Annotated in this window: 13 protein-coding genes; 9 read left to right on the forward strand and 4 right to left on the reverse strand. The window is 31.1% G+C overall.

The window, feature by feature from the left end:
- Positions 1–287 precede the first annotated feature (287 nt).
- From ACL9RH_RS04175 to ACL9RH_RS04215, 9 genes are all read left to right on the forward strand, one after another.
- A complete protein-coding gene (locus ACL9RH_RS04175; RefSeq protein WP_422692083.1) occupies positions 288–1,664 on the forward strand; it encodes a tetratricopeptide repeat protein in 1,377 nt (458 codons plus the stop codon).
- 283 nt (positions 1,665–1,947) lie between these two features.
- Positions 1,948–2,409 carry a hypothetical protein gene (locus ACL9RH_RS04180; protein ID WP_422692084.1) on the forward strand — a complete coding sequence of 154 codons (462 nt, stop codon included), beginning with the start codon at positions 1,948–1,950 and terminating at the stop codon, positions 2,407–2,409.
- A gap of 213 nt (positions 2,410–2,622) precedes the next feature.
- Positions 2,623–3,057: a transposase gene (locus tag ACL9RH_RS04185; protein WP_422692085.1), complete on the forward strand. Its 435-nt coding sequence runs from the start codon at positions 2,623–2,625 to the stop codon at positions 3,055–3,057.
- Positions 3,054–3,386, forward strand: a complete 333-nt coding sequence (locus tag ACL9RH_RS04190) for a helix-turn-helix domain-containing protein (protein WP_422692086.1) — start codon at positions 3,054–3,056, stop codon at positions 3,384–3,386. Before ACL9RH_RS04185 ends, ACL9RH_RS04190 begins: the two co-directional genes overlap by 4 nt.
- 248 nt (positions 3,387–3,634) lie before the next feature.
- Entirely contained in the window at positions 3,635–4,438 is an 804-nt protein-coding gene (locus ACL9RH_RS04195) for a helix-turn-helix transcriptional regulator (RefSeq protein WP_422692087.1), read from the forward strand.
- Positions 4,439–4,761: 323 nt separating this feature from the next.
- Positions 4,762–5,727, forward strand: coding sequence for a hypothetical protein (locus tag ACL9RH_RS04200; RefSeq protein WP_422692088.1), 966 nt, complete (start codon positions 4,762–4,764; stop codon positions 5,725–5,727).
- Positions 5,728–5,810: 83 nt separating this feature from the next.
- Positions 5,811–6,992, forward strand: coding sequence for a hypothetical protein (locus ACL9RH_RS04205; RefSeq protein WP_422692089.1), 1,182 nt, complete (start codon positions 5,811–5,813; stop codon positions 6,990–6,992).
- A 274-nt stretch (positions 6,993–7,266) separates the two neighbouring features.
- On the forward strand, positions 7,267–8,778 hold the full coding sequence (locus tag ACL9RH_RS04210; protein ID WP_422692090.1) for a hypothetical protein: 1,512 nt from the start codon (positions 7,267–7,269) through the stop codon (positions 8,776–8,778).
- 135 nt (positions 8,779–8,913) lie between these two features.
- Complete coding sequence (locus ACL9RH_RS04215) at positions 8,914–9,447, forward strand: OmpH family outer membrane protein (protein WP_422692091.1); 534 nt, start codon at positions 8,914–8,916, stop codon at positions 9,445–9,447.
- Positions 9,448–9,680: 233 nt separating this feature from the next.
- On the opposite strand, the gene ACL9RH_RS04220 is transcribed toward ACL9RH_RS04215, so the two are convergent.
- The 4 genes from ACL9RH_RS04220 to ACL9RH_RS04235 all read right to left on the reverse strand — a co-directional run bounded on the left by ACL9RH_RS04220 (position 9,681) and on the right by ACL9RH_RS04235 (position 15,132).
- Positions 9,681–11,960 carry a TonB-dependent receptor domain-containing protein gene (locus ACL9RH_RS04220; RefSeq protein WP_422692092.1) on the reverse strand — a complete coding sequence of 760 codons (2,280 nt, stop codon included), beginning with the start codon at positions 11,958–11,960 and terminating at the stop codon, positions 9,681–9,683.
- Complete coding sequence (locus tag ACL9RH_RS04225; RefSeq protein ID WP_422692093.1) at positions 11,947–12,357, reverse strand: MauE/DoxX family redox-associated membrane protein; 411 nt, start codon at positions 12,355–12,357, stop codon at positions 11,947–11,949. Before ACL9RH_RS04225 ends, ACL9RH_RS04220 begins: the two co-directional genes overlap by 14 nt.
- Positions 12,344–13,339, reverse strand: a complete 996-nt coding sequence (locus tag ACL9RH_RS04230) for a hypothetical protein (RefSeq protein ID WP_422692094.1) — start codon at positions 13,337–13,339, stop codon at positions 12,344–12,346. Before ACL9RH_RS04230 ends, ACL9RH_RS04225 begins: the two co-directional genes overlap by 14 nt.
- Positions 13,340–14,010: 671 nt before the next feature.
- Positions 14,011–15,132 carry an NAD(P)/FAD-dependent oxidoreductase gene (locus tag ACL9RH_RS04235; RefSeq protein ID WP_422692095.1) on the reverse strand — a complete coding sequence of 374 codons (1,122 nt, stop codon included), beginning with the start codon at positions 15,130–15,132 and terminating at the stop codon, positions 14,011–14,013.
- Position 15,133: the final 1 nt, after the last annotated feature.

Consider the following 15,133-nt stretch of genomic DNA (forward strand, 5'->3'; position numbering starts at 1 on the left):
GTCTTCAAAATATCTAATGGCTTAGTATCTGTTTATTCATTATTCATAAAAAATATCTGATTATGTATGAATATATTTTACCTGATATATCATTTATATTGTATATTTAATGTGGAATGAATGGAATTTTGCTCATTATTTGACTTTATTAATAGCGTTAATATGATCAGAATTCTTTGTTAGAATATATTAAGCGAAATATGTTAAAAAAAATATACGTTTTTGTTTTTTTTATAAGCCAAATTTTTTCCTCACAAGAAAAAGATTATGAACGAATTTATAGTCTGATGGATCAAGCTGATGAGTACATCCTTAAAGACAACGTTAAGTCTTTACAATACGCTAGAAAAGCAAATGCACTGGCTGAAAAGACCAATAATTCGAGGATTAAATGTGAAACATATTTACAGATGGCTAGCCGTCTTGAGCAATTGGGCTTTAACAAGGAGAGTCTTTTATATATTGAAAAAGGACTTAAGCAACCAGCTGCAAAAAATGAGATAGAGATCCAGGTATTGTTCAAAGAAATGAGGGCTTCCAATTATCTTGTACTGGGATTATATGATCAGGAGTTGAAAGAATATAGTGAAATTCTTGATTTGGTCGCCCATAAGGAAGATAATATTTACTTTAATCACATCTCTTCCAGAATCAATGCAAGATTATCTTCATTCTACCTTTATAAAAAAGAGTATAAGTATGCAGAAAAATATATCAATAAATCAATTGGTATTTATGAAAAGTTCAGTAAAGAAAATAATTGGATGGAAATTACGGATGTATATCTTGTAAAAGGATATGTATGCTATGAAGTAGGTAAAAAAGATTCAGCGGTATATTATTATAATAAATCATATCAAATTCTAAAAAACAGTGATAAGTCGAAATCCAGTGCTTTAAAAGCTTTCGGAGAGTACTTTTATAAAGAAAAGAAGTATTTGAATGCAATTAGCGCTTATAAATCGGCTTTAAACGATATGAAAAAATATAATGTATTGAATCTTTTTGAATCCAGTGATTTTAATCACAGAATTTCAATCATATATGGACTTATAGGAGATAAAAAGAATGAGAAAGTATATCTTGATCAATATCTTAAGGAATATAAAAAGCTTCAGGATTCGGATAAAAAGAGCATTCAGGTAGCTGTGAATGGTATTTTAAAAGAGCAAAATCAAGAAAATGAGGATCATAAATCTTACTTATTATTGATAGTAGGCTCCATTATCGGCGTTTCTTTGATTGTATTTTTCGCTTTGCTTTTTAGATATCGAAAGGCAAACAAATTAATTAAAAACCAGTTGAGTAATAAAGAAAATCAATTAATTATAAACACTCAATATGCGCAGGAATTAGAAGGGAAACTTCAAATTTCTCTTGATGAAGTCTTGTCTGATGCAAAAAATAACAGTCCATTATTTTTCGAAAAATTTCAATTACTTTATCCGGATTTCAGATCCAAACTACTGGATGTCAATCCTACTCTTACTGCCAGTGACCTTGTATTGCTCGCTTATATTTATCTTAATCTGAACTCAAAGGAAATTGCGGAATATACATTCAGATCATTCCGCACAATACAAACTAGGAAATATAACTTAAGAAAAAAATTAGGATTAAGTTCTGATAATGATTTCTATGTTGAGCTCAAAAAGATTGTTTAATCTTTTATAGATATTCGTTCTTATGTTTTATCTTACTCTTATAGGTAATGAAAAATTTAATGATGATTGAGGGTGAGAAATAATGATAATTTTTTATCTATTATATAATATTTGATTTTGAAAAAAATCAGTTTAGATACTTATTACATACGTTCTTTGTATATGTTTTTGTTTTAAGTATCTGTTTTTTAGTGATTTGTGTTTTAAGGGTTTTTTGAGTATGTGATTTTTATTACAATATAAGTTTCTGATTTAGCTTTGTCATCAGAAAACATGAAAACACATGAAAAAAGTATTTTTAGTGGTAATTATTGCCTTTATCCATATTTCAACAAATGGCCAAATAGGTATAAGGACTTTTGATTCTGGTAAGATTAGTTTTGCAAAGAAAAATTCAAAAAATATTTTAAACGATATTAATATTTCTGAAAACAAATTTAAGATTGATATACAGAAGTTGCCTCATTTTGCGATTTCGGAAACAAATACAAGGGCTCAATCCTCGATACGTAGACTCAATGCTGCTTTTAAAAATAATCCAGATATAGTATATAGCGAGAATACAGAAGAAGGCGATAATCAATACAATTATCGTATTATTGAAAAAAATGTTCAGGAATTATATAAAAAGCAAGCCGAGCTTAATCCTCTATATTTCGATTTTCAGAATGACTTCTATGGATTGGATAGATTCAACGGATACCATAATTGTATATACGAAAGATACAGACCTGCTCAAAAATAGAGCATATTTTAATGGTTTTTCTATTTGAGCTGATGCATTCCCTCTTTTTCTATTTAGCATCGATTCTAAAAACACAAAGCTCAAAAAGAATACAATCCTGTTCTCAATGCTTCTATTTATAGCTATTTTGAATAGGGTTGTAGTTTATAGCCAAAAGAATTGTTTACTACTTTGATATCAGCAACATGATATCTGAAACACCCATTATAATTTATGATTGACATTAAAAATATCCATATTGGCTTTGCTATACATCATAGAGTTTTAGAACTTGAGATAAAATCTTCCCGCATCTGCAACTTTTTAAACAGTACCGAAAAAGAAGTAGAAGAAATGTATCGGTCTGAAACGCTGCAAGCCCACATTATTTTACGATGGAGCAAATTGTTGGAGTATGACTTTTTCAGACTATATTCCCAACATCTTATCCTATATTCTCCGCCTACAAAAGCAAATGGCAGCAAAAAAACGACAGAAAATGTAGAATCTGTAATGCCCAATTACAGGAAAAACCTATATACCCAGGAAGTCATTTTCTTTGTTTTGGAACAATTGGAAACTAAAAATAAGACCAAAAGTCAGATTATTAGCGAATACGGAATTCCCAAGACCACATTATACAAATGGATACAAAAATACAAGAAATGAAAAAAAGCCCTAATTATCAAAGAATATATACAGATATCATTCAACAAAAATTTCCTCATAAGTTAAACGAATGCAGAACATTACTGGAAAAACAACGTCTATACGCTATAGATGTCATTCAGTTGAATAAAATTATTTTCAACACAAAAGAAAGAGATGTTGAAGAATTTGATCAGAAGCACAGGTCTTATGATAAAGAAAGTATAATTAAGATTTTGGACTTTCAATTCAAAAATAAATTGAATAATAACCAGATTGCCAATTTATACAAGCTCAGTAGGAATACTGTAGCCAAATGGAAGAAATTGTACGATGTTCAAAAGAATTGAGGCTTTTATCAATACTTTTCAATAATTCTTAAAAAACACTAAAACGAAAAAATACGATACTGAATAGTTGCTTCATAAAATCTGAATGAAGTGACGGTAAAGCTATATACCTTATCTGGTGTAGATTTTTGCCTACCCTCATAGAACGTATATCTTAATTTCATCGAATTATAGGTTTTTATCTGAATTGTACCTTTTTTCATCCCAACACCCTTTTACTTCTGAATAATTTTGAAAGAATCATACGAATGTTTGAACTGATTAATGTATTGTTTCTATTTATATTTTCTCCGTTTCTGTCTCAAAATGAAGATAATTTGCTGATGAAAGATCAGCTGCAGAATGTTGGTTTTTTGATTATAAAAAATCATGATAAAGCCTTCATTTATGCTCATAAACCTTTTGAATGGCCAAAAGAAATAAATTTTGAATCCAACCTGACAGGAAGTTTTGTTTTTAAACAACCAAAGAACGCTCAAGATGTCATAAGGTATCTTCAGATTGAACAGAATAAAAGTTTTAGTGGAATGCAGAATACGAGCATATCACTTCAATCAAATCCAGAGAAAGAGCATGGTCATTACAAGAAATTGTATGAAAGAATTCTATTAGTCTCTTTTTTTATAATAGCAGCACTAGTATTCATAAGCATTTACACACTCAATAAATATAAAAGTAAAATGAATGTGTATTTGATTGCTCTGAATGAAAAAGCCAATAAGATCGCAGAGTTGGAAAAGAAACTCAATATATCATCTTTGGAAGTGGTAGAATATGCCAAAAATAATGACCTTTTATTTTGGCCTAAGTTCCAGGAGACGTACCCACATTTTTTAAACAAAATGTTACTGACTCATCCTAATATTAAAATTTCCGAACTGATATTATGTGCTTATATCTATCTTGGTTTTTCCAGTAAGGAAATTGCAGATTATACCTTTAAATCTTTGAGAACAATTGAAAATAACCGCTATAATCTCAGGAAAAAACTTAATCTTTCTAATGAAATAGACTTTGCAGTATGGATTCGAAGGTATGTTGATGATGTTTAAATTATTTTTAATCAGTGGTTTACATTAAAGAGTACTTGTTGAGTATCCCGTTTTTTTGTTGTTAAATGAGTATCTATGTTTATTTGCAGCATCATTTCAAGCAGGAAAATATCTATTTTCAGAGAGCATTAACGATAGATTTTGATAATAAATAGAGAGAAATTTAATGTCTTATTGTATAGTCGTTATGCCTATCTGCTTTTGAGATAAATATCGGAATTCTTATGAAATGCATATTCCCGGCATGGTAAGAAACTTCCTTTACATTTTAAAATAAAAACACAGTAATTTAAAATATACTAATCAAAAAAATTACAAAGCAAATGAGAAAAAAATTATTGCTAGTGGCTGTATTAGCTGCTAATCTGTATTATGCCCAACAAGACGGTAGGGTAGGTATCAACACCACTACACCAACAACTACATTAGATGTCAATGGAAAAACCGATGGTTCGGGAGTTTCTTTAGCTACAGATGCTACGGGATTACAGGCTCCAAGACTTACCAGAGCAGAGCTTACTGCAAAAGGAGAGCTGTTATATACTTTAAAACAAAAAGGAGCATTAGTTTACATTACCAATGTGACTGGAGGAAATACATCTGGACAAAGAGTGAATGTTACTACAGAAGGTTACTATTATTTTGATGGGGCATCATGGGTTAAAATTACTACAGGGGCATCATCAGGAGTTGCTACAGCAGATAACGGACTTACAATGTCTACGGCGAGCAACACACAGCTGGGAGGAACCTTGAGCAAAAATACCGATGTGGCACTAGGTAATTTCCATATGACATTCAGTGGTACGGGTACAGGGAATGTAGGTATAGGATTGACTTCTCCTGCACAAAAGTTAGACGTGAATGGTAATGTAAGATTCAGAGGTGTACCAGTAGTTGATGGCACAACAGTAACAGCTGCAACAACAGACAAAATGATGGTATTGGCAGCCGATGGAACAGGAAAGTTGTACCCTTTACCAGCTACCGTTAAAAAAGTTTCTCCAGAGCAAACTGGTAACTTTACCTTCACTGCAGCTGATGACTGGGATGTTATATTATATAATAAAGCTTCTGGTGCTAACGCTGTTTTAACTTTGCCTGTTGTTGACGTAGCACCCGGCAAAACAGTTTATGTAACGAATACAGGAAGTGGAGCAATAGATGTACCTTCATCAATCTTGAGAGGGGCACCTCCTAGCCCAAATATATCTGCAGGAAATTCAGTGACTTTTGTGTTTTTAGGCCCTAACGGGAATAATAAATGGGCGCAGGTTTCAGGTTTCTAACTAAAATGCTAAATAAGAAGTAAATCATAGAAAATATTCATCACAATACTGAATATCGTATGATGACAAAAATTATTTTAAACATGAATAATAAAAAAAAATATATTACCGCAATTCTTGCAATTACGGCAGCCAATTTTTCTTTTGCACAAATTAGAACAGTAAATTCGGATACAGTTGGTAATGCGCCCAATAGCTCTGCTTTTATAGATGTTACTTCAAACCCCACTATAAATGGTAATCCTAATCTTGGGAAGGGATTGCTGTTTCCGCAAACAGATCTATCCTTGTTTACCACTTTCGGAGGAACTCCATTTGGAATTCCTAATAATTATCTTACTTATTATGACGGGATGATTGTTTATAATACAAAAGATGGAGGTAAAGCGGGGGTAGGTGCTACACAGGGAGAACTGAAACCCGGATTTTGGTATTATGAAAACAAATCTAAAGACGTGAATGGAGGAACCTGGAAACAAATAAGCTCTCCTACCACCAATACATTATCTTACACGGGAAATACCCTTACCAGTACGGTGAATGGTGTAGCAAGTTCTGTTACTATTTCCAGTACAGGCGGAGGAATAGATAATCCTGCCAATAATGGTCTTAGCAAGGATGGTAGTACTATTCAGTTGGGAGGTGCCTTAACTAAAAAGACGGAGATTGATAACAAAGGTAATACACTCGCTGTAGTAGGTACAGGAAGGGTAGGTGTTGGGGTTTCTGATCCTACCCAAAAACTTGATGTTGACGGAAATATAAGATTGAGAGGAGTAACCAATACTACTGTCTTATCAGGTACTGATAAAATTATGGTATTAGATGCTAATGGGGTGGTAAAAAAAATTGATGTAGCAAATTTTCAGCAATCAGTATCTAAGATGTACTACAAGTATTATATAATTGTTAAGAATAATGGAGATGACTGGGTTTCGAATTTTGATACAAAAATTCCACACAGTAAATATTCTGTTGTAGTTACAGGTTTCGACACAAATTTGAAAGGACCTAATGCTGGATTCAATTTTTTTCAAGCAGGTTCAAGTACTCAGTTTAATATCCCTAATATAACTCCATTTATAGAAGGATCAACATGGAGATTAAATATAGATGTTCCCAATGTTCGTCCAAACGTTGCGAGCATGGCTTGGGGGTTGAAATTACTTATCATATCGAAAGATCAAATAACTGATTTAGGCAGTGAAATTTTCAACTTAGGGAGTTCAATTACTGGAAGTGACAATGCTTCACCCGTTCCATAATTAATAGTTTGATTAAAATAGTAATAAGTAAAGTACTTCAGTAAAATTGATACGTTACAACAACTTGTTCCCTCTGAATAAAAAGGGTTTTGTGGTGAAACATAAAACTCTTTTATTCTCTTCCTGATCAATTTTAGTAAATGTTAGGCTTGTGTATAGTTTTTTACAAGTATATAAAGCCTCAGATCAATAACAACACAAAATCAGATAAAAATAAATGATAAAAAGTCATCACAATACTGAATATAGTATGATGACAAAAATTATTTCAAACATGAATAATAAAAAAATATATATTGCCGCAATTCTTGCGATTACTGCAGCCAATTTTTCCTTTGCACAAATTAGAACCGTAAATTCGGATACAGTTGGTAATGCGCCCAATAGCTCTGCTTTTATAGATGTTACTTCAAACCCCGCTATAAATGGTAATCCGAATCTTGGTAAAGGATTGCTGTTTCCGCAAACAGATCTTTCATTGTTTACGACTTTCGGCGGAGCTCCATTTGGACTTCCTACCAACTATGCTACTTATTATGACGGGATGATTGTTTATAATACAAAAGATGGAGGTAAAGCGGGAGTAGGTACTACACAGGGAGAACTGAAACCCGGATTCTGGTATTATGAAAACAAATCTAAAAATGTGAATGGAGGAACCTGGAAACAAATAAGCAGCCCGACAACAAATCAGCTAACACTTACGGGGAACTCTCTCATCAGTACAGTAAATGGTGTAGCGTCTAACTCAATTACGCTGCCTGTTGGTAATAATGTATCTGCAAGTAATGGTCTTTACAAAGCAGGAGATAATATAAAGCTTGGTGGAACTTTAACAGAACAAACTACCATTACAACCAATGGCAACAATCGATTGTTCATCAAAGGAAGTGAAAATAATGCCATTAATTTTGATGATAACACCTTCTCTGTAGATGCACAAAATAATAGAGTTGGTATAGGAACAAATACTCCTACTCAAAAATTGGATGTAAAAGGAAGCGCTATCATCAGTGATAAGCTAAGTGTAGGATCAGATTGGCGGGGCGCTGCTTTAGCAGTAGACAATAAAAAAGCCTCTGAGCCTATTGTAGCTTTTTCAGGAACTGGTTCCCAAAGAAGGTTTACGGTGTTAGATGATGGTAATGTGGGTATAGGTACTGATGATCCTACTCAGAAATTAGACATAGATGGGGCTCTTAGGATAAGAGGAACTAAACAAATGGCATTAGGAGATAATGACAGGATTTTAGCAATAGAACCCAATGGTTATGTGAAAAGCGTAACTGCTGCAGAAGTCCTTAATAATCTACCTAGATTTATCAATGCTGGAAATTTTCAAGGAAACAGAATTATAGCAGAAGGGGCAACCAATCTAATAGATGGTACAAGTATCACCGTAACGGTACCAGCGAATGCAACTTATAAAGTCGTTATATCAGGAAATGTTATAGCGCAACACCCTGCAAAGGTAGCTAATGGTAATTTAGATAGATTTACTTTTGGAGCTGGAGAGTTTCAACTTAGAGTTAACGGGTCTACTGTATCTACCAGAGGGTCAGGTTTTTTTACAATATATGCTCCAGAAATGAACCCTAATATTTGGAAGAGTGGACATAATGCTGCTACACTGAATCATGTCGTCGAAATCCCTAACAATACAGGTTCACCTATAAGTAGAACCATCAATGTACACTATAAAGCAATAAACACAAGTACAGGGTTAGCTAATAAAAACCATCAAGCATTTTTTGATGGAACTTTCCAAACGTATAGAATGCCTTAATCTTGCTTTTACAAAGTAAAACAATTGTATGCTATCTCTAAACTATTTTATAACTAACAATCAAAAAGATGAAATCGTTATAACCAATAATTTGTAAACAAATAAAATTTGATGATTTCGTAAAAATAAATAAAAATGAAGAAATTTTTTTTTACAACACTTATTGTAATGTTATTTTCAGCACAATTTGTTGCTCAAAAGACTGCTTTTATCAATGAAGCAAAGCTGTTACAAAACCTGCCAGGCTATACCAATGCAAAAAAAGAGACAGACGAAATCAGCAAGAAATTTACAGCAGAAATCAAAGAAGAGCGGGAAGCTCTTTATGCCAAAGAAAATCAACTTTTAAAATCGTACAATCTGAACGGTCAGGTATCAGCAGAAGATCTCAAAAACAAATTATCTGAAATTGATAAGAAAAAATATGAGCTTTTGGGTGAAGAAGCCAAACTTTTTGAGAAAAAGATACAGGCGAAACAGGACGAATATAGCCAGATCTATCAACAAAAAGTAGGTTCTATTCTCAACAAGGCTACGCAGGAGATTTCATCTTACTGTAAAAAAAATAAAATAGATGTGCTGTTTAAAATTGATACAATGGTTTCAGCAGTGGCCTATTATGATAAAGAGAAAGATATTACAGATCTTATCATTGGGAGCATGAAATGATTGAGACAATTGTACACAAAAAAATATAACCCTTAAAGAAATAAGGTTTTTCATATCATTATTTTTCTATTTTATTTTTTTTGGATTTTAAGTGATTATCTTAAAAAAAATGATGTTTGATGGTAGCCAGAACTTGAAATTGTTCTGGCTACGTTTTTATAATATAAAATACATTATTTTAATAATTAAATATCCCCGATTATGGTCGGGGATATTTTCTAATATTTTGTTTATTATTCAGTCCTGTTTCTTTCATAGGTCGTGTTTTTATTAGCTTTTGTTTTAGCCTTTCCAATTTTGTAGGAAAAACCCACTGTTAAGTATCTGTTATCACCGTAATTATTAATTGTATTATCATAACCATTATAGTAATACACCCCCTTATCTCTTTGTTGTCTAAATAGATCGCTAAAAGTAATATTGAGTTGCATTTGCTTTTGTAACAGTAAGACCTTTACACCACCAGCTAAATTCGCTACATTTCCAAGATATGAATTAATAGAATTTGTGGGAAGACTATGAAGATAGGATAGGTTTAGGAAAATGGTCTTTGATTTATTTAGATAATAATTATTATCTAAATAATAATAAAAAATCACTCCATTTCTAGGAACAAATGCATCATTGAGAATATTTACTTTTGAGTAGGAAATGTTTGTCATAATGCTTGATTCTAAGTTTTTAATCTTGTTGAAACTGTATCTTATATTGATTCCGGTAGTGGTAAGATTAAAAAAGTTTTCGAAATAATCAACCTGATTATCTCCATCAAGTTTAGTAATGTTGCTGAACATATTCCTGTTTTCAGTTCTAAATAATAATATATTTAAGTTTTTAAGTGAATAGTTTAGCTCTAAACTGTTGGTAAAAAAAGACTGTAGATTTGGATTGCCGGTTTGGTAATATTTGTCAGAGTAATATACCCTGAAAGGATCTAAATATCTAAAATTAGGTCTATTCACTCTCCTTGAATACGATAACGAAATTCTGCTATTTTTACCTAAATCATAATCAGCAAATAGAGAAGGGAATAAGCTACTCTTATTTGTCTTGTTGATATTTTGCGTTATTACATTAAAAAACTCATTTTGATAGTTTTCATATCTTAATCCTCCTTTAACATTGATTTTTTTTGATAATTTACCAGAAGCAGAGAAGTACATTGCATATATTGATTCTTCAAAGTTTGTATTTCGATAGCTTTGATTGAAAAAATAATTTTGTTCATTCTTTACAAAAGTAGCCTTTGCACCCGTAAGTAATTCAATTTTATTTTTGAAGGGAAGTGTAAAATCTATTTGTGGAGATAAGATCTGATAATTGAATTCATTATTATTGTTTACAAAGTCGTTATTTGAGCTTTGTAATATATCATTATTATTAAAAAATGACGTCGCTGAAATTTCAACTTTCTTACCCAATGAATCCAATTTATATGTTCCATATAAATTAATGGTAGTGTTGAATGTATTTTTTTTGTTATCAATAGTTGATTGATCACTTTCCAAATTATAAAAAAGATTTTTACTTTTGTTTTCTACTGTTATATCGCGTAAGTCAAAATCAAGACCTATTTCCAGTTTTTTTGAAAAAATATAGTTTATTCCCGTATAAAAACTCAAACCGGAGTTTTGATTGTTCTGCACAATATCAGATTCATTGAATCTAGCACCATCTTTCTTTATAAGAGAGTAACTTGTATTGATTCGCCTTTGATCTGTATAATTTAATCTTGTTGTTATTTGAAGTGAATTTTTACTATAAGATAAATTTAATCCATTTAAAAAACCTTCTCCTTTTCTTTTGGTGTATGATGAGGAATATCCTATGCTGAAAAGATTTGTTAAATCCTTTTTTGTAATAATATTGATTACACCAACAGAACCTTCTGCATCATAATTTGAAGAAGGGTTTGTAATCACTTCAATTTTTGATATTGTATTTGACGGCATGGTCTTCAAATAATTAATCAAGTCTGTCCCTTCTATATAAGTTCGTTTATTATTTACCAATAATAGTAACTTACCTCTATTAAGAATGTTAATTCCTTGTTCACTGACCTGAACCATTGGCACTTTCGAAAGTACTTCAGCGGCGTCGAATCCATTGGAATACATGCTTTCACTTACATTGAATATTATTTTGTCAAGTTTTCTTTCGATTACCTTGCTGCTTTTTTCAACTACGACCTCATCAATATGATAAGAATGCCCATTTAAAGAAATATCTTTTATAGTCTGCTCTTGAATAATATTAATTGGTTCGGAGTATACTAAGCTTTTTTTATTGAAAATTTTAAGATTATAATTCCCTCTTTTTATATCATTGAAAGAATAATATCCGGCCTTATCTACATTAACTGTAAAATTATTAACCTTGTTAGAAATAGACACTTTGATATCTTTTAAGTGATTTTTATCTACGTTTGAAACTGTTCCAGAAATAGATTGGGCACTTAAAAAAGTGGTACAAGTAAGAAAAAATAAGGATATAGGTAATTTATTTATCTTCATATTTAATAATGGCATAAATATTAATTAAGATAAAGAATGCATTCACAGAGACATGTAGCCAATAGGGCATTGAATTGAATATTCCTCCACATGAGCAGCCATCATACAAAGAGAAGTTGTTTACTGCAATTAAGTAAATTGTAAAAGAGATCATTAAAAATAAAGAGAAATAAAGCCCTTTAATAAACTTATTAGGAATTAATAAAGCAATGGCAATGATCTCAGATAAGGGGATCAGATACAGTAATATTTCTTTATAATTATAAATTAGTTTAGATTTACTTAGTGTTTGTTCAAAGACATCTCTATCTACTATTTTATGATAACAGGTATAAACATATAATAGAATGAGTAGGTATCTTATTATTTCAATGGGTGCTATCTTATTTGATCTCATAGATGTTTAATTTGTCTTTGCCCAATACGTATAATTGATTTTTTCTTACAGTGATTTCTCTTGGACGTATTGTGTTATCGTCTATGTAATAACTGTACAAATATTTTTTTTCTTGGATGTTATATACATCAACGTAGTACTTGTCTTTTGAATCCCAAACACCAGATTCGTTGGTTAGTATGTATAGATTCTCACCATATATATCCGCATAAATATTGGGATACAAATTGTTAGGATCTACCATCATTTCACCGTTTTTCATTTTGGTTAGTTTAAACTCTGTTTCTTGCGATATGAGCTTTAACTTATCAGTGAATTTAAAATCAGAATCGAAAAAAAGTACTTCATTAGCAGCGTAGGGGATCAGGGCAATTTTATTACCCATCATTTTTAATACTCCATCATATAATACTCCGGAATTTTTTCTTGAATCTTCAAACGTTTTATTTTGAATTTGTTTTAATCTGCCATTTGTAAGATCGTATTCATAAAATTTTAAGATTAGATCATCACCCCAAGAAGTAAATAAGAAAAGATTATTTGATAAGACTCCTCTTGCAATGGGAGTGTCTACATTGTAAGTTTTTTTTAGTTCTCCATTATTGCCAAATATTAAAAGTTGCTTTTTGGCATTGTTCACAATAAGAAATTCATTATCATTAATTCTAAAATAGTTTCCTATTATCAGTTCTTTTTTTAGCGATGCATATTTTTCAATGGTATTTTTATCACTATTGAATTGATATAAATTTCCTTGATTTTCTTTTGTCCAAGAAATGAAAAATAGAGAATCATTTAATATCTTTATAATATCATATTGGTTTCCCAGTTCAAGTTTTTGAATCGTTTTAAGAGAATTTTTTACTGATCTTTCGGTATCTAATTTGATTTTAGATTTATTACTGATAGATGAATATAGAAAGACACTAAGTACAATGATCGATACAACGGTAATCGATAGTATATTTTTAAACTTTTTCATATTTAAAAAGGCTTTTTCCAAATTTGAAAAAAGCCTCTGATTTTTAAGAATTATTAAAAATGCATTACTCCAGGACTTGAAGCACATACACGGCTTCCTCCACCGCATCCACCGTCGCTGATTGTGTCTTCGTCTTTAAAACTTGATGCTAGTCCCATAACTCCTAGTACTCCTAGGATAAAAAGAATTCTTCTCATGATTATTGTTGTATTTGTTAATTAAACAGGGCAAATATATGCCTATTTATGGTACTTTGCAAGGATTTCGTATTTGTTTAAATCTTTTGTTGGTGAATAAAAAACATGAAATTTTGTATTTATTTGTTGTATCAATACCTAAAATAAATATTGTTTGATTTTTATTTTATTGTAAATGTATATGGTTTAATTAAATTTATTTTAAAAAAAATGAAAATTGCTTAAAAATTGCCTTGAATACTAGCATATTTGCCCGATTTATTGTAAATTAATCATTATTAAATATCCTTTTTTGCCCTTTGATTTATAAAGAATAACCTGATATATTTCAACTGTCTTTGACTGTTGATTTAAGATTTTAATTAATGGAGAATTGGATTGAAAATATAATTTGGTACACAAAAGTAAATCATGAGGTCAGGTTGCTATATTCTAATTTAATGATGGTAATTAATTTTGGGTAAATCTCATGACTTATTTAAGATATTGACGTCTATTCCAAAATAATTGGTTGGGCCATCTTTTTTCCATCCTGTAATAGAGGTAATGATGATATTCATAACGAGACCAAATATTTTCTGCCATACGATTGTATTCTGTTATAAATGCCTTTTTAATGTCTCCTGATAAGGTATGAACTACATTCGATTGAATGATTAACTTGGAGTACTGAGCAGCCATTGCTAAAGCGTTGAACATTCCTTGAGATGATAAGGGATCAAAGGCTAAACACGAATCTCCAATGGCTATCCAATTTGATTGTACTGGCAATTTAAGATAGGACGAATGTGATGCTTTTGTGCCTAAAAATTCATAATCTAATATTTCTTCTTTAATTTCTAAAATTTTCATTAAATCTTTTTCCGCTAAAAAATAATTTTTAAAAAATTCTCCATCTTTTGTCAACTTTTTATCGCATACATCGGAATCTGTAAAGAAACTAATCAAGTGTTTATTGTTGGGTAGTTTGCTAATATACCACCATCCTTTTTCAACAGTATAAATTGTAGAAAGTTCTTGCATAGTTGGAATGGATATACTTCCATGAATCCCAATAAGCTGATCTTTTTTGATACGCTGAATGTTCATTTTTTGAGCCATCAAACTTCTGCGTCCTGAAGCATCTAGGATAAATTTGGCTTGATAATTATTTTCAAAACCCTCCTTTGTCTTTGTAATCAAAGTCCATTGTTGAGACTCTTCTAAAACACTAATGATATTTTCTCTAATGATTGTAATACCTCGCTCGCTTGTTGTTTTTTGTAATTCATTTACAAAATTATTCTTATTGATAGACCAGCCGTGACCTTCAGGATTCTGAATGCTATCTTGTATGACAGGATGGGAGGTTCCCCAATATGATTGCATACCAATGGTAGGTTTGCCAACCAATGGATTTTGCATTATTGCATCAATATCAATACCTAATTCACTAAAGATACGTTGACTGGATGCCACTAAAGTTTCCCCATGTAAAACATTTGTGTTTTCTGGTTTTTCTATAACTAAAATTTTATAAAACGAATGGAGGTGCATAGCAGCGATACACCCTGCTATGCCTCCTCCAATAATTATAATGTCGAAATCGTTATTCATG

This window comes from Chryseobacterium sp. Mn2064 (assembly GCF_049319685.1).
Taxonomy (GTDB): domain Bacteria; phylum Bacteroidota; class Bacteroidia; order Flavobacteriales; family Weeksellaceae; genus Chryseobacterium.

Bases quoted from the DNA above. Each gene is read 5' to 3' on its own strand.
- ACL9RH_RS04185 (WP_422692085.1), top strand. From the start codon at position 2,623: ATGATTGACATTAAAAATATCCATATTGGCTTTGCTATACATCATAGA.
- ACL9RH_RS04200 (WP_422692088.1), top strand. From the start codon at position 4,762: ATGAGAAAAAAATTATTGCTAGTGGCTGTATTAGCTGCTAATCTGTAT.
- ACL9RH_RS04225 (WP_422692093.1), bottom strand. From the start codon at position 12,357: ATGAGATCAAATAAGATAGCACCCATTGAAATAATAAGATACCTACTC.
- ACL9RH_RS04190 (WP_422692086.1), top strand. From the start codon at position 3,054: ATGAAAAAAAGCCCTAATTATCAAAGAATATATACAGATATCATTCAA.
- ACL9RH_RS04215 (WP_422692091.1), top strand. From the start codon at position 8,914: ATGAAGAAATTTTTTTTTACAACACTTATTGTAATGTTATTTTCAGCA.
- ACL9RH_RS04180 (WP_422692084.1), top strand. From the start codon at position 1,948: ATGAAAAAAGTATTTTTAGTGGTAATTATTGCCTTTATCCATATTTCA.
- ACL9RH_RS04210 (WP_422692090.1), top strand. From the start codon at position 7,267: ATGAATAATAAAAAAATATATATTGCCGCAATTCTTGCGATTACTGCA.
- ACL9RH_RS04230 (WP_422692094.1), bottom strand. From the start codon at position 13,339: ATGAAAAAGTTTAAAAATATACTATCGATTACCGTTGTATCGATCATT.
- ACL9RH_RS04205 (WP_422692089.1), top strand. From the start codon at position 5,811: ATGAATAATAAAAAAAAATATATTACCGCAATTCTTGCAATTACGGCA.
- ACL9RH_RS04175 (WP_422692083.1), top strand. From the start codon at position 288: ATGGATCAAGCTGATGAGTACATCCTTAAAGACAACGTTAAGTCTTTA.
- ACL9RH_RS04235 (WP_422692095.1), bottom strand. From the start codon at position 15,132: ATGAATAACGATTTCGACATTATAATTATTGGAGGAGGCATAGCAGGG.
- ACL9RH_RS04220 (WP_422692092.1), bottom strand. From the start codon at position 11,960: ATGAAGATAAATAAATTACCTATATCCTTATTTTTTCTTACTTGTACC.
- ACL9RH_RS04195 (WP_422692087.1), top strand. From the start codon at position 3,635: ATGTTTGAACTGATTAATGTATTGTTTCTATTTATATTTTCTCCGTTT.